Origin of the sequence: Rhizobium ecuadorense (assembly GCF_001187535.1) — a bacterium.
Lineage (GTDB): Bacteria > Pseudomonadota > Alphaproteobacteria > Rhizobiales > Rhizobiaceae > Rhizobium > Rhizobium ecuadorense.
Genome location: NZ_LFIO01000023.1, coordinates 128,257 through 147,294, shown reverse-complemented (window position 1 = coordinate 147,294; position 19,038 = coordinate 128,257). Strand labels below are relative to the sequence as shown.

Here is a 19,038-nt window from a genome sequence, read left to right as displayed (position 1 = left end):
TCAGGCCTTCGTTTCCAAAGCGTAGCGGGCGATCTCTATCCCCATCGCCTTTTCGACGACGGGATAGACGGTGGGATCGAGCACGCTTGCCGACAGCGGAATGATATCCTTCGGCACATGCAGGATGAACACATGCATGCCCTCCTGCAATTGGCCGACGCTGAGCGGCTCGCCCTCCGGCGACAGCGTGGTGATCACCGCGGGGAAGGTCGCAAGCCGGGCGCCATTCGCATCGTCGACCGCCATATATTCGTTCATCACATGCAGCGCCACCGATTTTGCGCCCGTGCCGACGGTGACCGTGCCGATGTCGAAGGCTTCCTTGGTGTAGACGACGTCCTTTCGAGAGATGACGCCCTCGGCGAGGATATGCCCGCCCGTCGTCTTGCAGATCGCATCGATAACATTAGATCCGCCGCGCTTTTCCGCCGCGATGATCGCTTCTCCGAGCACCAGCGCCATCGAGATGCCGCCGAGTGCGGCATGGCTACGGACATAGGAAGCGCGCAGCGGGTTGCGGCAGCTGGCGATAAAACCGCCGGATTGATCGGCGGCCGCGCGCAGCACCGGCGAGATCTTCGCCGTCGCCCCCTTTACCACCAGCTCGATATAGCGGTTCTCGGCCCGATTGCCGCCGACGGCGGTCTGGATCATCGGCTCGGGTGAACCGGCCATGCCGATCGAGCCCATGTCGCCGGTGGGATGGGCGCGGATATCGCCGACCGCGTCGACCACCTTGGTGCCGAGGATCGCCGAAGGCAGCCAGCCGTTCAGCGTCGAGGATTTGCCGTTCTGGCCGATGATCAGCCCGGAAAGCTTTTCACCCAACGCCTCCTGCAGCAATTGCACGGCTTTGACATAATCGATGCCCTGCATTTCCCAGGGCGTGGTGGAGGCCGGCGCGCCGATCGCCGCCGCCGTGGCGATCCAGGCGTCATCCTGCAGCTCGTCGATCGACACCAGCTCCGGCTTGCCGATAGTGACGGCGGCAAACCCAAGCATTCGCCCATGATCGGCCCAGCCGCCGCCGCCGGCGGCATAGACGGAGCCGCCCTTGACGGCTGCTTCCACGTCCTTCTCAACCAGTATGCGTCCCATCCGGTTTCTCCTGGTTCAAATCTCTGTCCATTTCGTGCACCGCCTCGAACAGCACGGCGGCGCCGAGCGCGATATCGTCATTGTCGGCCCATTCGTCGGGGCAATGGCTGCGGCCGTCCCGGCAAGGCACGAAGATCATCGCCGCCGGCGCCACCTTGGCGATCCAGGCGGTATCGTGCCCGGCGCCGGAGGCCATGCGGCGATGTTTGGCGCCGACGCTGATGCAGGCGGCCTCCAGCGTCGACAGCAGCCCGGCATCGCCCGGCGTCGGCAGATTGTCGGACACCCGGCTCGGCGGCTTGATCGTCACGCCATAGGCGTCGGCGAGCTTTTCGACATGACCGTCGAGCCAGCGGCAGAAAGCTTCCATATCGTCGCGGATTTCGGCGCGGCCGTCGATCAGCAGCACCACTTTCGACGGTACGACATTGGCGGCATTCGGCTCGATCCTGAGTTCACCGACCGTCGCGGCGAAGTGGCCCGGCATCTTGGCAAGCTCGGCGGCGGCGTTGCGGATGTCGAGCACCAGCTGGGCGGCCGCCACCAGCGCATCCGCCCGCCGATCCATCGGCGTCGTGCCGGCATGGTCGGCCCGCCCCTCGACGGCAATTTCGATGCGGGTGATGCCGGAGATCGCGGTGACGATGCCGATGTCCTCCCGTTCGGCTTCGAGCACCGGTCCCTGCTCGATATGGAGCTCGAGGAAGCCTGCCAGATCGGGCCGCTTCTGCTGCGCCAGCACGCCTGGCGTGCCACCCAGCTCGGCGATGGCGTCGGCCAGGTCGCGCCCGTCGCTGACACGCGAAAGCCAGGCCTCCGGCAATTGCCCGGTCATCCCCCGGCTGCCGATGCAGGAGACGCCGAAGATGCTCACCTCCTCGGCAAGGAAGTCGACGATCTCGAGATCGTGGTCGAGTTCGATCGCCCGGTCGCTGAGCGCGCGCGCCACCTCAAGCGCCGAAATTACCCCGGCAATGCCGTCGAAGCGGCCGCCATCCGGCACCGTGTCGGAATGCGAACCGAGCATGATCGTGCCGAGCCAGGGTTTGCGGCCCGTGCGCCGGCCGATCAGATTGCCGGCGGCATCGATCCTCGTTTCCAGCCCCGCCGCCTTCATCCGCGCTTCGATATAGGCCCGGCCTTCGAGAAAGAGCGGCGTGAAGGCCCGCCGCGTCCAGGGATGGCCGGGCTCGGTAATTGCGGCGAGCGCCTCGAGATCTGCGGCGATCCGGCCGGCATCGACGGGCAGATTGCGGCTCATGCAGGCGCTCCCGCAACAACCTGGCGCGGCAGCGGCCGGACGAACCGCCCGGTGCCGGGTTCGGCCAGCACCTTGCCGCCTTCGGCGATCTTTTCGCCCCTGAGATAGGTGGCCGCAACGCTCCACGGCAGGCGAATGCCGTTATAGGCGCTCCAGCCGACGACGTTGTTGCCGCTGGCAGACGCGTCATAGATGCTGTCCCGCGGCTCCAGCACGATGATATCGGCATCCTTGCCCGGCGTCAGCGCCCCCTTGATATGGTCGAGGCGGAAATGCCTGGCCGGGTTCTCCGCCATCAGCTTCGCCGCCCATGTCAGCGGAATGCCGCGCTCGCTGGCGCCTTTGACGAAAAGCGGCACCATCACCTCCAGGCCCGGAACGCCGGAGGCATTGGCGAGCATATCGGGATTGGTCTTGCGGTTCTCCGACCAGCTGACGTGATCGGTGGAGACCAGCCAGACGTCGCCCTCGGTCACCTTCCGCCAGAGCTTCTCCACCTCGGCGCGCGGCCGCAGCGGCGGATTGATCTTCGCTTTGCCGCCGAGGCGTTTCACGTCGTTCTCTTCGTCGAGCGTCAGATAATGGATGCAGCATTCGACGGTCGCGGCAAAACCGTCACGCCGATAGGCGCGGGCAATGTCATAGCCGCGCCCGAGCGAGCAGTGCACCACATGCGCCGGGCAGCCGGTGGCAGCTCCCGTCTCGAAGATCGTATGCATCGCCAAGAGTTCGGTAATCGGCGGCCGTGACAGGCCATGCGCCTGCCAGTCGGTGATGCCGCTCGCCTTCACCGCAGCCATATAGCTGCGCACCGCCTCGTCATCCTCATTGTGCACACCCGCCGTCAGTCCCGTCGGCGCGATGGCGGCAAAGCAGGCGTCGAGCAGAGCCGGCGGAATGCGTGGAAAACGCTTGGGGTCGGTGCCGAAAGTCGAGAATTTGAAGGCGGCAACGCCTGCCTCGACCATCTCGCCGATCCGCGCCGGGCCTTCTTCCGGATCGACCGTGCCGTAAAGCGCGAAGTCGACGCGCGCCTGCTGCCCGGCATGGTCTATCTTGCGTTTGACCGCCGCCGCCGAGCAGACAAGATCGCCCTCGTCATAGGGCATGTCGACGATCGTTGTTACGCCGCCGGCTGCCGCCGAACGCGTCGACCAGACGAAATCCTCCTGGTCCTTCTGGGAAAGCGAATGCACCTGCGCGTCGATCGCGCCGGGCAGGATCAACGCTTTGCCGAGCAGATGCCGTTCGCGCGCCGCGGGCGGCACGCCGAGACCGACCTCGGCGATCCTGCCGTCGCGGGCGGCGACATAACCCGCTTCGAGAATGCGGTCCGGCAGCACCACCGTGCCCTGCAGAACGAGATCGAAGTCCATCACGCTTCCTCCCCAGGCTGAGATCAGAGTGCCTGCGCCTCGTGGTGGGCCAGGCGCTCCTCGATATGCTCCAGTGATCCGAGCGCAAAGAAATCGTCGAAGGAGGCGATCGGAACCTGCTCGGTCAGCCTCGAGAGGAAGTCGTCCGAGCCGAGCTCCTCCTCGATTGCCTCCACCTCGGCCGAAAGCGGCCTGTCCACGATATAGAAATCCGCATGTTTGCGCACGACGTCGTAAAGCATGGCGGCGACGCCCTTCGGTTCGTCGCCGAGAATGTCGATCGCCTGGGCCGACAGCAGCGCCTCCAGCGCTGCCAGACGCTTCAGCGCCTGCATCTGGCGCTCGAAGCGCTCGATGACCAGCGGCAGGAAGGCCGCCTCGTCCTCCAGCCCGGCGGCCACCACCAGCGACTGCGCCGACACCGGATTGGACATCGACAGCACGCGCGAAAAAATCTCGCCGGCAAGCTTGATGATCGGCCCGAAACCGGTGGCGATCCGCCCTGGCGGCACGAGATTGACCGGCAGGTCGCGCCGCTGGCCATTGCCGAGAATGACGCAGCGGTTGAAGGCGTTGCGCGCCGCATGCGCCATGCAGAGTGCGGCCGATTCGAGCAGGATCGTCACATCGAGCGGCAGCGAGCCGCCCGAGGTCATCACCCGGCCTTCGACCACGACGGGATTGTCGTCCGAACGCCCGGTGGCGGCAAGGATTTTATGGCCTGTCGACAGCAGGTTTTCGATGACCGCGCCGAATACCTGGGCGATCATGCGCAGGCTGAGCGGATCCTGCACATGCGTCGCGACGGGCCAGTTCCAGTCGTCGGAGGCGTTGCAGAGCCAGGCGCCGATCAGCGCCTCGCGCGCCGTGCCGACATGGCGGACGGCCTTCCAGGGATCGCGGGACGCGCCGAGCGCGCCGGCCGCCATCATCGCCGTCGCCAGCAGGATGCGGATCGAGGCGGCGGCATTGCGCGTCGTTTCCGCAGCCGCGGCAAAGCTCACCGCATTGATGCTGAGCGAGGCGAGGCTGTCGCGCGGCGCCATCCGCACCGGCTCCAGTCCGGCCGCCCGGAAGGCGTCGGCCGCCTGCATCCGCTTGCCGCGATAGACCGCTTCGCCGACGCCGGTCAGCACCGCGCCGATCTGCCCCATCAGGCCGATATCGGCGCAGCCGATCGAGCCGGTGCGCCGCACGACCGGGATCAGATCGGCTTCCAGCATGGTGATATAGGCTTCGATCAGCTCCGGCGTGCAGCCGACCTGGCCGGTTAACGCCGTATTGACGCGGATCGCCATTGCGTTGCGCACGACATTGCAGGAAAAGGGCGTGCCGGTGCCGAAATGATGGGCGCGCACCAGGCCGAGGTTGAAGGTGTCGAGTTCGTCGGCCGACCACTCCACATCCTTCATGGCGCCGACGCCTGTTGTCGAGCCGTAGACCGGCATGCCTGAAGCAATCGCATCCTCGACGATCTCCCGGGCAATGGCGATGCGGGCCATGCCGGTCGCCGAAGCCGATATCGTCGCCTTGCCCGCACCGATCGCCGCCATCTCGGCAAAACCGAGCGGCCGTCCGGAAAGTTCGATGCCAAGGCGTTCGTGCTGCATGTGCCATATCTCCTAGAACAGGATGATTTTAGGCCGGTCCGGCAGAAAACCTGAATCCTGTTCTAAATTAAAGAGTTAGAGCATGATGTCGCCCGAAACCGCTTACACTTTTCGGCATCATGCTCTAACGGCGAGACTAAGCGAGCCCTCCGTCACATGGGATATCCCAAATGCCGAACACAGCATGTTTTTACCGACGGATCAGCTCACCATCCAGGCAATATAGAGAAGCGTCAATGCGATGACCCAAAGCGCGATCCTGGCCGAGCGGTTATGCCGCGCCTCGGCCTTGCCGATCGCCTCCGCCGTCTGTTCGTCGAACCGTAAGCCGTGTTCGCTCATATGCAGAAGCTGGTGATGGAATTTTTCGGTCTTCGCCGCGATTTCCGGCACGGCTTCGGCAAGCTTCACCGCCGCCTTCAGCCCATCTTTGAGATCGGTGGCGATCCGCTTCGGCCCGAGATTGGTGCGGATCCAGTCGCCGACGACGGGCTCGGAAGCCTTCCACATGTTGAAGCGCGGATTGAGCATGCGCGACACGCCTTCGACCACGACCATGGTCTTCTGCAGCATCACCAGCTCCGGCCGCGTCGCCATGTCGAAGAGTTCGGTCACTTCGAAAAGCAGCGTCAAGAGCTTGCCCATCGAAATCGTTTCGGCCGGCTGCCCATGGATCGGCTCGCCGATCGCCCGGATCGCCTGGGCGAAGCTCTCGACATTGTGGTGGCCAGGCACATAGCCGGCCTCGAAATGCACCTCGGCGACGCGGATATAGTCGCGGGTGATAAAACCATAGAGGATTTCGGCTAGGAACCGCCGTTCCTTTTTGCCGAGCCGCCCGACAATGCCCATGTCGACGGCGACGATCATGCCACCCGCATCGACGAAGAGGTTGCCCGGATGCATGTCGGCATGGAAGAAGCCGTCGCGCAGCGTATGGCGCAGGAAGGACTGGATCAGCGTATCGGCAAGCAGGTTGAGATCGTGGCCGGCCGCGCGCAGCCCCTCGACGTCGGACATGCGCGTGCCGTCGATCCATTCCATGGTGATGACGTCGCGCCCCGTTCGCTCCCAGTCGACCTTCGGCACGCGGAAGCCGGGATCTCTCTCGGTATTCTCGGCGATCTCGGAAAGAGCGGCCGCCTCCAGGCGAAGATCCATCTCCATCTTCGTCGTCTGTTCCAGCGTCTTCGTCACCTCGACCGGCCGCAGCCGCCGGCTCGAAGGCAGGAAGCGCTCCTGCATATGGGCGACGAGATACATCGCCTCGATGTCATGGGCAAAACGCTGGCGCACGCCCGGCCGCACGATCTTGACGGCGACCTTCTTGCGGCCTTCCGATGTTTCGACCTCGGCCGGATGCACCTGGGCGATCGAGGCCGCGGCGATTGGCTCGTCGAAGCTCGCATAGAGTTCGCCGATCGGCCGCCCGAGCGAGCCTTCGATATTGGCCTTGGCGGCAGCCGAGGGAAAGAAGGCCATCCGGTCCTGCAACTGCGACAGGTCGTTGGCGAATTCGACGCCGACGACATCCGGCCGTGTCGCCAGGAACTGGCCGATTTTCACATAGGAGGGGCCGAGTCGCTCGACGGCTTGCGCCAACCGGTCGCTGCGCTTCTGGTGCCGCGCCTTGCTGCGCTCGAAGATCGTGACGAAGGATTTGGCGAGCGCCACCGGAGGCGGCAGCCCTTCGGACGGCAGAGCCGAGACGACGCCTTCGCGCACGAGCACCCAGCCGACGCGCCAAAGGCGGAAATAGGCCCCGAAAGTGCTCATGCCACAGTGCCCCGCCGAGGGAGGTTTGTCTCTTTTTCTTCCCTCATTCCCTCAGAGCTTCCAGCCGGAATGCAGCGAGGCGATGCCGCCGGTATAATTGGTGTAGCTGACGCGTGAAAAGCCGGCCTGGCGGATCATCGCCGCGAAATTCTCCTGGTTCGGGAATTTGCGGATCGATTCCACCAGATACTGGTAGGGTTCGGCATCGCCGGTGATCGCCTTGCCGAATTGCGGAATGGCATTGAACGACCAGGCGTCATAGATCTTGTCGAGCAGCGGCATGTCGACTTCGGAAAATTCGAGCACCAGCAGCCGGCCGCCGCGCTTCAGGACGCGATAGGCCTCCGACAGTGCGACATCGATCCGCGGCACGTTGCGGATGCCGAAGGCGATCGTATAGGCGTCGAAGCTGGCAGCCTCGAAGGGCAGTTCCTCGGCATTCGCCTCGACGAAGGTGAGATTGCCGGAAAGCTTCTTCTTTTCCGCCCGCTCGGCGCCGACGCCGAGCATCGAGCCGTTGATATCGAGCACGGTCGCATGCGCCTGCCGGCCCGAAGCCTCGACGATGCGGAAGGCGATGTCGCCGGTGCCGCCGGCAACGTCGAGCACCTTGTAGCCCGGCTCCTTGCGCGGGTTCAGCGCCGAAATCATCGCATCCTTCCAGGCGCGGTGCATGCCCATCGACATGACGTCGTTCATAATGTCGTAGCGTTTGGCGACCTTGTGGAACACCTGGTTGACGAGGCCCTGCTTCTCGCCGTCAGACACCTCGCGGAAGCCGTAGGAGGTCTCCATGCCGCCATCGGCGGAAGTGCGGCTTTCTGACATCAGACTGCTCCGTTCCTTGATATTCAGCCGCGCAGGCCATAGCGAAAGACCGCGCGCGACGTTATCACTGGGCCGCGCTTTCCGCGGACCACTGGCGCTATAGCGCACATCGTCCTCGGTTGAAACACGTTAGATACAGATGGGTTAAGATGCCGGAATTGCCAGAAGTCGAAACGGTAAAACGCGGCCTGGCGCCGGCGATGGAGGGGGCTCGCGTCGCCAGGCTGGAGTTGCGCCGCGGCGATCTGCGCTTTCCCTTTCCCGAGGCTTTCGCCGACAGGGTTTCCGGCCGCACCATCGTCGGGCTTGGGCGCCGCGCCAAATATCTGCTGGTCGATCTCGACGACGGCAACACGCTGATTTCCCATCTCGGCATGTCCGGCTCTTTTCGCATCGAGGAGGGCGTCGCCTCCGGGACACCGGGCGAATTTCATCATGCCCGTTCGAAGGACGAGAAGCACGATCACGTCGTCTTTCACCTCGACGCTCCGGGCGGCTCCTGCCGCGTCGTCTATAACGACCCGCGCCGTTTCGGCTTCATGGATATGGTGGAGCGCGCCGATCTCGCCGCCCATCCCTTCTTCCGCGACCTCGGCCCGGAGCCGACCGGAAACGAGCTTGGCGCCGCCTATCTCGCCGAGCGCTTCCGCGACAAGGCGCAGCCTTTGAAGAGTGCGCTGCTCGACCAGAAGAACATTGCCGGTCTCGGCAATATATATGTCTGCGAGGCGCTGTGGCGCGCGCATCTTTCGCCTGTCCGCGCCGCCGGTACGCTGGTGACGGCAGGCGGCCGGCCGAAGCAGCAGCTGGACCTGCTCGTCGCCTCGATCCGCGACGTCATCGCCGATGCGATCGCCGCCGGCGGATCGTCGCTGCGCGATCATATCCAGACGGACGGATCGCTCGGCTATTTCCAGCACTCCTTCTCTGTCTATGATCGCGAAGGTCAGGCTTGCCGCACGCCCGGCTGCGGCGGTACGGTCGCCCGTATCGTCCAGGCGGGCCGCTCCACCTTCTATTGCGCCGCCTGCCAGAAATAAGAGAGAACCGGGAGACCAGCATGGCCTATGAGACCCTGATCGTCGAAACCCGAGGCAATGTCGGCCTCGTCACGCTGAACCGCCCGCAGGCGCTGAACGCCCTGAATTCCACCGTCCTGAAGGAATTGAAGGAGGCCTATGCCGCCTTCCATGCCGACGAGGCGGTCGGCGCCATCGTCATCACCGGTTCCGAGCGCGCCTTTGCCGCCGGCGCCGATATCAAGGAGATGCAGCCGCTGGAGTTCGCCGATATCTATAAGAGCGATTTCATCAGCGGCTGGGACGAGGTCGCCAAGGCCCGCAAGCCGGTGATCGCCGCCGTCAACGGCTTTGCGCTCGGCGGCGGCTGCGAGCTCGCCATGATGTGCGATTTCATCATCGCCTCGGAGACGGCGAAGTTCGGCCAGCCGGAAATCACCCTCGGCGTCATTCCCGGCATGGGCGGCTCGCAGCGGCTGACGCGCGCCGTCGGCAAGGCGAAGGCGATGGATCTCATCCTGACCGGCCGGATGATGGATGCCGCCGAGGCGGAGCGGTCGGGACTCGTATCGCGTGTGGTGGCGCCCGAGCGTCTGCTCGAGGAGGCTCTCGCCGCGGCCGAAAAGATCGCCTCGCTCTCGCAGCCTTCGGTGATGATGGCCAAGGAGGCGGTCAACCGCGCCTTCGAGACGACACTGGAGGAAGGGCTCCGCTTCGAACGCCGGCTGTTTCACAGTCTCTTTGCCACTGATGACCAGAAGGAGGGCATGGCGGCCTTCGTCGAGAAGCGCAAACCGGCTTTTAAGCACCGTTGAACGCTTTTAGCCGCTTGTCATGGCAAAGCTTGAAAATCCGCGTTGACGTGGGCCGGCTTTAGAGTTATATGCCCGCCCACGGTTCGGAAAGCCGGTTTGGTTTTCCGCGATTGCTCCCGCATTGCTGGATTCTGTGGCCGCAGGGCCCGCGGTAATGGCGGAGTTTGTTCGAATTCTTGAGAGAGGCATCCATGGCCAATACAACTTCGGCGAAAAAAGCGACCCGCAAGATCGCCCGCCGTACCGACGTCAATAAGGCTCGTCGCTCGCGCGTTCGTACTTTCGTTCGCCAGGTCGAAGAGGCCATCGCATCCGGTGACGCCGCCAAGGCGAAGGAAGCTTTCCTGGCCGCTCAGCCCGAGCTTGCCCGCGCCGCCAGCAAGGGCGTGCTGCACGCCAACACGGCATCGCGCAAGGTCTCGCGCCTGGCCGCTCGTGTGAAGGCTCTTTCGGTCACCGCGACCGCGTAATCTTCCGTTAACGTCTTCATCTTTATGATTAGCCCGGTAATTTTACCGGGCTTTTTCGATTCCGCCGATCAGCCCTTCTATGGTTAATCCTGCGACTGTTTCGTGTCAATGCCATGACAGGAAAAACTGTTTAAAAACAAATAGTTGCGCAAGGATGCTTTGACGCCACGCGACTCTGCCCCGAGCTTCCGGGAGCAGGGGGGAGTCAAGCAGATTTTTATTTTTTTTCTTTCCATGCGTGTCAAAATAGCCCGAACGGGGAATCTCCTTGATTCAAAAGCGATTCTTTTTTGACGCTGGTGTGACGCCCGAAAACGGCCGGCGGAGTCAATGCCCGCTTCTTAATTTTGCGTAAAATTCATCGTTGATATTGCCATTTGATCCTGCCTAAATGGCTTCCAACAAAGGGCGCGGACATCACCTGCAGAGGCTCGGTCTTAACTGCCACGTCGGCAGGGCGATAAGTTTGTGCCATTTGTTACGGAGCCTTGCGCTTCCGTTTTTTCAAGCACTTGACGGATTTGGGCCGTAACGTGGCTGTTACGGGCAGGGATGTTTTGTGTCTTCGGTGGTCACACGTTTAACGCGAGGCTGCCGGAGAAGGTAAAGTGATATTGCGTTCGGGCTGATCGGTCGAAAACGAGGATCGACCGCCAGCCTGGCACGGAAAGCCGATGAAGGTTGCCGCATGAATGCGGTTCCTGCAACGGAATTCTGCGCCGGTCCCTTCGGGGGCAGTGTTTGAGTGAACCGGCAGGTAAGCGGCTTCATGAGGATGCCGTCAGCTCGCCAAAGCGGGGAATAATCGGGCGGCTATTTTAGCGGAAGCCGCCCGGTGGAATTGAAAGGCGGCATTATGCAGATGAATACGATGACGACGGGCGGGCTCGACAATGGGGATGTGGCACCGCAGGCGTTTGGCTCCATTCGCCTCGAAGTGGGAGAAGCAAAGGCGGAAATGAAGCACGGCATCTTGTTTGAGCGCGTCAGCGCGCGCTTGAAGGCCCAGGTCGGTCCGGACGTCTATGCCAGCTGGTTCGCCCGGCTGAAGTTGCATTCGGTCTCGAAGAGCGTGGTTCGCCTGTCGGTTCCGACCACCTTCCTGAAGTCGTGGATCAACAATCGTTATCTCGATCTCATCACCGGTCTGTTCCAGGCCGAAGATCCGGAAATTCTGAAGATCGAAGTCCTGGTGCGCACGGCGACCCGCAGCGGCACGAAGGCGCTCGATGAGGCGGTCCAGCCCGAGCCGGTCGTTGCCCCCCAGGCGCGCCGCCCGGCAAGCGCCCAGCCGGCCGGCCAGGCCGTCCAGCAGGCGGTTTCCTCAGTGGCTGCGGCAAGGCCCGCAAGCTTTGGCTCGCCGCTCTTCGGTTCGCCGCTCGACAGCCGCTTCACCTTCGACACCTTCGTCGAAGGCAGCTCGAACCGTGTTGCGCTTGCGGCTGCGAAGACGATCGCCGAAGCCGGTTCCGGCGCAGTGCGCTTCAATCCGCTGTTCATCCATTCGGCGGTCGGCCTCGGCAAGACCCACCTGCTGCAGGCAATCGCCAATGCGGCGGTGCAGAACCCGCGGGCACTGCGCGTCGTCTATCTCACGGCCGAATATTTCATGTGGCGCTTCGCCACGGCGATCCGCGACAATGACGCGCTGACGCTGAAGGATTCGCTGCGCAACATCGATCTCTTGATCATCGACGACATGCAGTTCCTGCAGGGCAAGATGATCCAGCATGAATTCTGCCATCTCCTCAACATGCTGCTCGACAGCGCCAAGCAGGTGGTCGTCGCCGCCGATCGCGCCCCCTGGGAGCTGGAATCGCTCGATCCTCGCGTCCGGTCGCGCCTGCAGGGCGGCGTGGCGATCGAATTCGACGCGCCGGATTATGAGATGCGTCTCGAAATCCTCAAGCGCCGCCTTGCGGCAGCCCGGCTCGAAGATCCATCGCTCGAAATTCCGGCCGACCTGCTGCAGCACGTCGCCCGCAACATCACGGCCAGCGGCCGCGAACTGGAAGGCGCATTCAACCAGCTGGTCTTCCGGCGCTCCTTCGAACCGAACCTGTCGATCGAGCGCGTCGACGAACTGCTTGCCCATCTGGTCGGCTCCGGCGAACCTCGCCGCGTGCGCATCGAGGATATCCAGCGCATCGTCGCCAGGCACTATAACGTCTCGCGCCAGGAACTGGTCTCGAACCGCCGCACCCGCGTCATCGTCAAGCCGCGCCAGATCGCCATGTATCTGTCGAAGACGCTGACGCCGCGCTCCTTCCCCGAGATTGGCCGCCGTTTCGGCGGGCGCGATCACACGACCGTGCTGCACGCCGTGCGCAAGATCGAAGAGCTGATTTCCGGAGACACCAAGCTGTCGCACGAAGTCGAGCTTCTGAAGCGGCTGATCAACGAATAACCACCCGATTTTCGGAAGGTTTTGACGGCTGGAAGCGATTCCGGCCGTTTTGCTTTATGAGCTTTTTATTCTATACCTCCGGCCATCCCGTGCATGTCCGATTTGGAGCGGCGTGCGTCGGACAAAGACTGAAGCGCCGAAGAGGGCGCATGGGAGGATAATGGATGAGTTTTAGAAAGATCGCCGTTCTCGGCCTCGGCAAGGTCGGACGGCTGGCGGCCACGCTTTTGCATGAGGGCGGTTTCGAGGTCATCGGCGTCGATGCGCAACTGCCGCTGAGCGACGTTCCCTTCAAGTGCCGCGCCGGCGATATTGCCGACGTCCAAGTGGTCGGCGAGCTGCTGTCGAATGTCGAGGCGGTGCTTTCCTGCCTTCCCTACCATCTGAACATCGAATTGGCGCGTGCCGCCCATCTCGCCGGCATTCATTATTTCGACCTGACCGAAGATGTTCCCACCACCAATTTCATCATCGAACTGTCAAAGACCGCCCGCGGCCTGATGGCGCCGCAATGCGGCCTGGCACCGGGTTTCGTCGGCATCGTCGGGTCAAGCCTTGCCGATGGCTTCGAGCGCTGTCGTTCGATCCGCATGCGCGTCGGCGCCCTGCCGCAGCATCCGACCGGCCTTCTGGGCTATGCCTTCAACTGGTCGCCTGAAGGTGTCGTCAACGAATATCTGAACGATTGCGAGGTCATCGAGGGTGGGGTGCGCAAGCTCGTCTCGCCGATGGAATGGCACGAGACCGTCTATGTCGGCGGCGTCAAGCTCGAAGCCTTCACTACCTCGGGCGGCCTCGGCACCATGTGCGACACCATGCTCGGCAAGATCGACAATCTCGATTACAAGACCATGCGTTATCCCGGCCATATGGAGCTGATGAACTTCTTCTTCCACGAGCTTTTGATGCGCGACAAGCGCAAGCTCGCCGGCGAGATCCTGACCAACGCCAAGCCGCCTGTTGAAGACGATGTCGTCTATGTCCATGTCGCCGCCGAGGGCACGGAGAATGGCAGCCTGCGCCGCAAGGAGTTCGTGCGCGCCTATTACCCGATCGAGATTGCCGGCGCACGCCGCACGGCGATCGCCTGGACGACCTCGGCCTCCGTCGTTGCCGTCATCGAAATGGTCCGCGACGGCCTGCTGCCGGCCACCGGCTTCCTGCACCAGGAGCATATTCCGCTGGAGATGTTCCTGAAGACGCCGACCGGCAGCCTGTTCAAGGCCGGCGCCACTACAGCGCCGCGCGCCTCTTCAGACGCGCAAAGGACGCTGTAGCACTTTGAATTGCTGCATAATTTTGTCCTTAATCGATTTCGATGTAAGGAATTATGCAGCAGCCACGGCTGAGAATTGTTTTTCCGACGCGGCGTTGATGTCATCGCCGCGTTGGAAACAATCCGTTGTCCGATGTCAGCAGGCGAGATCGGCGACGACGGAATCGAGGATCAGCATGCCCGCCGGCGTGCAGCGCAGCCGTGAATTGCCGATCCGCTCGATGAATTTGTGTTCGAGCAGAAACTCTTCCCGCTTCGGGTCGAGGTCGCGGCCGGAAAGCTGCTGCCAGCGGGCGAGATCGACACCTTCCCTGAGCCGCAGCCCCATCAGCAGCAATTCGTCGGACTGTTCCTCGTAGCCGAGCCGATCCTCGTCGAGAATGCCGTGGCCGTCGCGCTCGACCATGTCGAGCCAGGCTTCCGGCTTGCGCTCGGTCGCCGTCGCGATCTTTTCCGGCCCGCGCGTCAGCCGGCCATGCGCGCCCGGGCCGATGCCGGCATAATCGCCATAGCGCCAATAGGTCAGATTGTGCCGGCTTTCGGCACCCGGCCGGGCATGGTTGGAAACCTCATAGGCGGGCATGCCCTCGCGCGCGGTGATCTCCTGCGTCGCCTCGTAGAGGACGGCCGATTGCTCGCCATCCGGCACGATCAGCTTGCCTGATTTGTGCAGGCCATAGAAGGGCGTGCCTTCCTCGATGGTCAGCTGATAGAGCGAAAGATGATCGACCGCGTAGGAGATCGCTTGCCTCAGCTCTTTCTCCCATTCCTCGACCGTCTGATGCGGCCGGGCATAGATCAGGTCGAAGGACATGCGCGGAAAAATGTCGCGCGCCAGCCGGATCGCCTTCAGCGCATCGGCGACGTCATGCAGCCGGCCGAGGAACTTCAGGTCCCGATCATCAAGCGCCTGCACGCCGAGCGAGACGCGATTGACGCCGGCCGCCCGGTAGCCGCGGAAGCGCTCGGCCTCGACGCTCGAGGGATTGGCCTCCATGGTGATCTCGATACCATCAGGCACGTGCCAGTGCCGCGCAATGCCGTCGAGAATGGCGGAGACCGTTTCCGGGTTCATCAGCGACGGCGTGCCGCCGCCGAGGAAGATGCTCGTCACCGTCTTCGGCCCGCTCATTGCCCGGACCGTCGCCATCTCCTTCAGGAAGGCTGCTGCAAAGCGCTCCTGATCGACCGGCTGGTGGCGCACATGGCTGTTGAAATCGCAATAGGGACACTTCGCCGCGCAGAAGGGCCAATGCACATAGACGCCGAAGCCGGGCTCGCCGGTATCGGGCAGCAGTGCGACGTCGCGCGAGAGGCTTGGAGTGTCGAAATTGTCCACGTAGTGACCTTATGCCTCCAGGCAGGTTTCGACAAAGAGTTTGAAGGCGCGCGCCCGGTGCGACAGCGCCTGCGGCTTGCCGATGTTCCAGCCGTGTTTTTCCTCGCTGCTCATTTCCCCGAAGGTGATGTCGTAACCCTCTGGCTGGAAGACCGGATCGTAGCCGAAGCCCTGGGTGCCGCGCGGCGGCCAGGCGACGCTGCCCTCCACCTCGCCACGAAACAGTTCCGTGTGGCCGTCCGGCCAGGCAAGGCAGAGCACGCTGACGAAACGCGCGGTACGCTGTTCAGGCTTGGTCGCGCCCGCATCCTGCAGCGCCTTTTCCACCTTTGCCATCGCCATGTCGAAATCGCGCGTGCCGTCCGATGTCTCCGCCCAATTGGCGGTGTAGACGCCGGGATCGCCGTCAAGCGCGTCGACCACCAGCCCGGAATCGTCCGAAAGCGCCGGCATGCCTGCGGCATTGGCGGAGGCCACCGCCTTGATCGTCGCATTCTCCTCGAAACTGGTGCCGGTTTCGTCGGGCTCGACGAAATTCAGCTCGGCTGCCGATTTGGCGGTGAAGCCGAGTGGTCCGATCAATTCCTGGATCTCACGGATCTTGCCGACATTGTGGCTGGCGACGACGATGGTCTTCGTTTCGAGCTTGCGCATTCAGATATCCTGTTCGATGCCCCAGATTTTAGCCTCCGCGCATTCCAGGCTGTTGCCGGCGGGATCGCGGAAATAGATCGAGCGGCCGCCATTCGGCCAGTGCACCTCGGATTCGATCGCCACACCGGCCGCTCTCAGCCGCTCAGTCATGGCATCGATGTTGCGGCCGGAGACCCGGAAGCAGGCATGGCCCGCTCCGCTCGTGCCATGCGGCGGCACCTGCAGCGCGTCGGGGGCCGGCGGTTTGACCGTTTCCTCGGGATTGAAGATCAGCAGAACACCGGGGCCACAGCGGAAGAAGACATGCCGGTTGGCGGCGCGGGTGATCTTTTCGAGCCCGAGAACGTTCTCGTAGAACGCCTCGGCCTCATCGAGATCGCGCGCATAGAGCGCCGTTTCCAACATGCCTTCCAGCATGGGGTTCATCCCGCAATTGCCTGTTTCTGCAGGGCGACGAGTTCGCCGATGCCGTTCTTGGCAAGACCCATCAGCGAGGTGAATTCCTCTTCGCTAAACGGCGTGCCTTCGGCCGTGCCCTGGATCTCGACGATCCCGCCGGTGCCGGTCATGACGAAGTTGGCGTCGGTCTCGGCCGAGGAATCCTCGAGGTAATCGAGATCGATCACCGGCTGGCTGGCGAAGACGCCACAGGAAATGGCGGCGACATGATCCTTCAGGACCCGGTCGACCTTGATCATGTTGCGGCTTTCCATCCATTTCAGGCAGTCGTAAAGCGCAATCCAGCCGCCGGTGATCGAGGCTGTCCGAGTGCCGCCATCGGCCTGGATGACGTCGCAATCAAGGGTGATCTGGCGTTCGCCGAGCGCCTGCAGATCGACGACGGCGCGCAGCGACCGGCCGATCAGCCGCTGGATCTCCTGGGTGCGGCCGCCCTGCTTGCCGGCCGCCGCCTCGCGCTTCATGCGCTCGCCGGTCGCCCGCGGCAGCATGCCGTATTCGGCCGTGACCCAGCCTTTGCCGGTATTGCGCAGCCATGGCGGCGTCTTTTCCTCGAGGCTGGCCGTGCAGAGCACATGCGTATCGCCGAATTTCACCAGGCAGGAGCCTTCCGCATGCTTGGAAAAATTGCGCTCGAACGAGACCTTGCGCATCTGGTCGATTTTTCTGCCTGAAGGCCGCATTCTTATCTCCTGGGGTTTGTTGACCGCTTCTACGATTGGCGGCGCCCATTTGCAAATTCCCTTTTGCCACGGCTGCGAGTTTGACTTACTTTTCGGGAAGTATCATCAGCGCGGGTTCGTAAGCTTCATGGGCATCAGGTCGACATCGGTTTCGGATGCCGTTGCTGCGCTGGACGAGCGCTCCAGGGAAATTTTTCGGCGCATCGTCGAAGGTTATCTGGAGAGCGGCGAGCCGCTCGGTTCGCGCAACCTGTCCCGCCTGCTGCCGATGTCGCTGTCGCCGGCCTCGGTGCGCAACGTCATGAGCGATCTCGAAGATCTCGGCCTCATCTATTCGCCACATATCAGCGCCGGCCGGCTGCCGACCCAGATCGGCCTGCGCTTTTTCGTCGATGCCTTCATGCAGGTCGGCGACCTCTCCGCCGAGGACCGCGCCAGCATCGATCGTCAGGTGCGGGCCGAAAGCGGCGGCAATCCGGTGGAATCGATGATGAACGAGGCCAGCCGCATGCTATCGGGCATTTCGCGCGGCGCCGGCCTGGTCATCACCTCGAAAAGCGATCCGGTGCTCAAACATGTCGAGTTCATCCGACTGGAGCCGACAAAGGCGCTGGCCGTGCTCGTCGGCGATCACGATCAGGTGGAAAACCGCATCATCGAACTGCCGGCGGGCGTCACCTCCTCGCAACTGACCGAGGCGGCGAATTTTCTCAATGCCCACATGTCCGGCCAGACCCTGCCGGAGCTGCGCAAACAATTGAGCCAGCTGAAGGATAACGTCCGTCACGAGCTCGACGCCCTGTCGCGGGATCTCGTCGAGCGCGGCATCGCCGTCTGGGCCGGCAGCCCTGATGACGGCAAGCCGGCGCAGCTGATCATTCGCGGCCGCGCCAACCTGCTTGAAGGCCTTGCCGGCGCCGAGGATCTCGACCGGCTGCGCCTGCTGTTCGACGATCTCGAAAAGAAGGACAGCCTGATCGAGATCCTCAATCTGGCCGAAACCGGCTCGGGTGTACGCATTTTCATCGGCTCGGAAAACAAGCTCTTCTCGCTGTCCGGCTCGTCGCTGATCGTCGCGCCCTATCGTGACGATGACGATCGCATCGTCGGCGCCGTCGGCGTCATCGGCCCGACGCGGCTGAATTATTCCCGCATCGTGCCGATGGTGGATTACACCGCCCAGCTCGTCTCCCGGCTTTCGCGCAATCCGCTTTGACGCCACTTTGACGAAGACCGCGGAATTTTCGCTTCTTTGTCACGCAGACTTGATTTTTTTCGGTCAAACCTCGATATCGGGCGCATCTGAAGACACCAACCGGAGACCGTCATGACCGATGACACGACGAAAAACGGACCTGACGCAACTGCGGCCGATGCCGCAGCCGACGCTGCCGCCTACGTCGAGAACGATATCGCGCAGGAAGAGGCCCCCCAGCCTGATGCACTCGAGCTTCTGAAAGCCGAAAACAGCGAGCTGCGCGACCGCTATCTGCGCCTTGCCGCCGAAATGGACAATCTGCGCCGCCGCACCGAGCGTGAGGTCAAGGATGCCAAGTCCTATTCCGTCGCCGGTTTTGCGCGTGACATGCTGGCCGTCTCGGACAATCTGCGCCGGGCGCTGGATGCCATCCCGCCGGAGGCCAAGGATACGGCCGATGCCGGCCTGACCACGCTGATCGAAGGCGTGGAGATGACCGAGCGTGCCATGCTCTCGGCGCTCGAACGTCATGGCGTTCGCAAGCTGGAGCCGGTCGGCCAGAAATTCGATCCGAATTTCCATCAGGCGATGTTCGAAGTCCCGAACCCGGATGTGCCGAACAACACCGTCGTCCAGGTGGTGCAGGCGGGCTTTTCCATCGGCGAGCGCGTGCTGCGCCCGGCCATGGTCGGCGTTGCCAAGGGCGGCCCGAAGGCGGTTGAAGCCGAAGCCAATTCCGTGTTCGACGAGAAGGACGCCTGAACCGCAC

General features: G+C 63.0%; 17 protein-coding genes. 7 read left to right on the top strand and 10 right to left on the bottom strand.

Annotated features, from left to right (window positions below):
- The 6 genes from AF337_RS01410 to ubiE form a co-directional block, all read right to left on the bottom strand.
- Complete coding sequence (locus AF337_RS01410) at positions 1-1,098, bottom strand: thiohydantoin desulfurase (protein WP_049730726.1); 1,098 nt, start codon at positions 1,096-1,098, stop codon at positions 1-3.
- Positions 1,079-2,359 (bottom strand): Zn-dependent hydrolase, encoded by a 1,281-nt coding sequence (locus tag AF337_RS01405; RefSeq protein ID WP_049730725.1) that lies wholly within the window; start codon positions 2,357-2,359, stop codon positions 1,079-1,081. The genes AF337_RS01410 and AF337_RS01405 overlap by 20 nt, the downstream gene beginning before the upstream one ends.
- On the bottom strand, positions 2,356-3,735 hold the full coding sequence (locus AF337_RS01400) for a dihydroorotase (RefSeq protein WP_049730724.1): 1,380 nt from the start codon (positions 3,733-3,735) through the stop codon (positions 2,356-2,358). Before AF337_RS01400 ends, AF337_RS01405 begins: the two co-directional genes overlap by 4 nt.
- Positions 3,736-3,758: 23 nt before the next feature.
- The gene (locus AF337_RS01395) at positions 3,759-5,345 is read right to left on the bottom strand and encodes an aromatic amino acid lyase (RefSeq protein ID WP_049730723.1); all 1,587 of its coding nucleotides are present in this window, start codon (positions 5,343-5,345) and stop codon (positions 3,759-3,761) included.
- A 201-nt stretch (positions 5,346-5,546) separates the two neighbouring features.
- Positions 5,547-7,121, bottom strand: coding sequence for a 2-polyprenylphenol 6-hydroxylase (gene ubiB, locus AF337_RS01390; protein ID WP_049730722.1), 1,575 nt, complete (start codon positions 7,119-7,121; stop codon positions 5,547-5,549).
- A 51-nt stretch (positions 7,122-7,172) separates the two neighbouring features.
- A complete protein-coding gene (ubiE, locus tag AF337_RS01385) occupies positions 7,173-7,949 on the bottom strand; it encodes a bifunctional demethylmenaquinone methyltransferase/2-methoxy-6-polyprenyl-1,4-benzoquinol methylase UbiE (RefSeq protein ID WP_049730721.1) in 777 nt (258 codons plus the stop codon).
- 149 nt (positions 7,950-8,098) lie between these two features.
- Between ubiE and mutM the strand changes: the two genes are divergently transcribed.
- The 5 genes from mutM to AF337_RS01360 all read left to right on the top strand — a co-directional run bounded on the left by mutM (position 8,099) and on the right by AF337_RS01360 (position 13,937).
- A complete protein-coding gene (mutM, locus tag AF337_RS01380; RefSeq protein WP_049730720.1) occupies positions 8,099-8,989 on the top strand; it encodes a bifunctional DNA-formamidopyrimidine glycosylase/DNA-(apurinic or apyrimidinic site) lyase in 891 nt (296 codons plus the stop codon).
- 20 nt (positions 8,990-9,009) lie between these two features.
- The gene (locus AF337_RS01375; protein ID WP_049730719.1) at positions 9,010-9,783 is read left to right on the top strand and encodes an enoyl-CoA hydratase; all 774 of its coding nucleotides are present in this window, start codon (positions 9,010-9,012) and stop codon (positions 9,781-9,783) included.
- A 191-nt stretch (positions 9,784-9,974) separates the two neighbouring features.
- Positions 9,975-10,253 (top strand): 30S ribosomal protein S20, encoded by a 279-nt coding sequence (gene rpsT / locus AF337_RS01370; RefSeq protein ID WP_003570835.1) that lies wholly within the window; start codon positions 9,975-9,977, stop codon positions 10,251-10,253.
- A gap of 856 nt (positions 10,254-11,109) precedes the next feature.
- Positions 11,110-12,660, top strand: a complete 1,551-nt coding sequence (gene dnaA / locus AF337_RS01365) for a chromosomal replication initiator protein DnaA (protein WP_049730792.1) — start codon at positions 11,110-11,112, stop codon at positions 12,658-12,660.
- 164 nt (positions 12,661-12,824) lie between these two features.
- Complete coding sequence (locus tag AF337_RS01360) at positions 12,825-13,937, top strand: saccharopine dehydrogenase family protein (protein WP_049730718.1); 1,113 nt, start codon at positions 12,825-12,827, stop codon at positions 13,935-13,937.
- 135 nt (positions 13,938-14,072) lie between these two features.
- Here the strand turns inward: AF337_RS01360 and hemW are convergent, their stop codons facing one another.
- From hemW to rph, 4 genes are read right to left on the bottom strand one after another with little or no spacing between them, the layout of a single operon-like run.
- Positions 14,073-15,275 carry a radical SAM family heme chaperone HemW gene (gene hemW, locus AF337_RS01355; protein WP_049730717.1) on the bottom strand — a complete coding sequence of 401 codons (1,203 nt, stop codon included), beginning with the start codon at positions 15,273-15,275 and terminating at the stop codon, positions 14,073-14,075.
- 9 nt (positions 15,276-15,284) lie between these two features.
- The gene (rdgB, locus tag AF337_RS01350) at positions 15,285-15,929 is read right to left on the bottom strand and encodes an RdgB/HAM1 family non-canonical purine NTP pyrophosphatase (protein WP_049730716.1); all 645 of its coding nucleotides are present in this window, start codon (positions 15,927-15,929) and stop codon (positions 15,285-15,287) included.
- Positions 15,930-16,355: a VOC family protein gene (locus AF337_RS01345; protein WP_049730715.1), complete on the bottom strand. Its 426-nt coding sequence runs from the start codon at positions 16,353-16,355 to the stop codon at positions 15,930-15,932.
- Positions 16,352-17,071, bottom strand: coding sequence for a ribonuclease PH (gene rph / locus AF337_RS01340; protein ID WP_049730714.1), 720 nt, complete (start codon positions 17,069-17,071; stop codon positions 16,352-16,354). The genes AF337_RS01345 and rph overlap by 4 nt, the downstream gene beginning before the upstream one ends.
- A 127-nt stretch (positions 17,072-17,198) precedes the next feature.
- On the opposite strand from rph, the gene hrcA reads away from it, so the two are divergent.
- Complete coding sequence (gene hrcA, locus AF337_RS01335) at positions 17,199-18,287, top strand: heat-inducible transcriptional repressor HrcA (RefSeq protein ID WP_049730713.1); 1,089 nt, start codon at positions 17,199-17,201, stop codon at positions 18,285-18,287.
- 111 nt (positions 18,288-18,398) lie between these two features.
- Positions 18,399-19,031: a nucleotide exchange factor GrpE gene (gene grpE, locus AF337_RS01330; RefSeq protein WP_049730712.1), complete on the top strand. Its 633-nt coding sequence runs from the start codon at positions 18,399-18,401 to the stop codon at positions 19,029-19,031.
- Positions 19,032-19,038: the final 7 nt, after the last annotated feature.

Bases quoted from the DNA above. Each gene is read 5' to 3' on its own strand.
- AF337_RS01405 (WP_049730725.1), bottom strand. From the start codon at position 2,359: ATGAGCCGCAATCTGCCCGTCGATGCCGGCCGGATCGCCGCAGATCTC.
- AF337_RS01410 (WP_049730726.1), bottom strand. From the start codon at position 1,098: ATGGGACGCATACTGGTTGAGAAGGACGTGGAAGCAGCCGTCAAGGGC.
- rdgB (WP_049730716.1), bottom strand. From the start codon at position 15,929: ATGCGCAAGCTCGAAACGAAGACCATCGTCGTCGCCAGCCACAATGTC.
- grpE (WP_049730712.1), top strand. From the start codon at position 18,399: ATGACCGATGACACGACGAAAAACGGACCTGACGCAACTGCGGCCGAT.
- ubiB (WP_049730722.1), bottom strand. From the start codon at position 7,121: ATGAGCACTTTCGGGGCCTATTTCCGCCTTTGGCGCGTCGGCTGGGTG.
- AF337_RS01400 (WP_049730724.1), bottom strand. From the start codon at position 3,735: ATGGACTTCGATCTCGTTCTGCAGGGCACGGTGGTGCTGCCGGACCGC.
- mutM (WP_049730720.1), top strand. From the start codon at position 8,099: ATGCCGGAATTGCCAGAAGTCGAAACGGTAAAACGCGGCCTGGCGCCG.
- rph (WP_049730714.1), bottom strand. From the start codon at position 17,071: ATGCGGCCTTCAGGCAGAAAAATCGACCAGATGCGCAAGGTCTCGTTC.
- AF337_RS01395 (WP_049730723.1), bottom strand. From the start codon at position 5,345: ATGCAGCACGAACGCCTTGGCATCGAACTTTCCGGACGGCCGCTCGGT.
- hrcA (WP_049730713.1), top strand. From the start codon at position 17,199: ATGGGCATCAGGTCGACATCGGTTTCGGATGCCGTTGCTGCGCTGGAC.
- rpsT (WP_003570835.1), top strand. From the start codon at position 9,975: ATGGCCAATACAACTTCGGCGAAAAAAGCGACCCGCAAGATCGCCCGC.
- dnaA (WP_049730792.1), top strand. From the start codon at position 11,110: ATGCAGATGAATACGATGACGACGGGCGGGCTCGACAATGGGGATGTG.
- AF337_RS01345 (WP_049730715.1), bottom strand. From the start codon at position 16,355: ATGAACCCCATGCTGGAAGGCATGTTGGAAACGGCGCTCTATGCGCGC.
- AF337_RS01375 (WP_049730719.1), top strand. From the start codon at position 9,010: ATGGCCTATGAGACCCTGATCGTCGAAACCCGAGGCAATGTCGGCCTC.
- ubiE (WP_049730721.1), bottom strand. From the start codon at position 7,949: ATGTCAGAAAGCCGCACTTCCGCCGATGGCGGCATGGAGACCTCCTAC.
- AF337_RS01360 (WP_049730718.1), top strand. From the start codon at position 12,825: ATGAGTTTTAGAAAGATCGCCGTTCTCGGCCTCGGCAAGGTCGGACGG.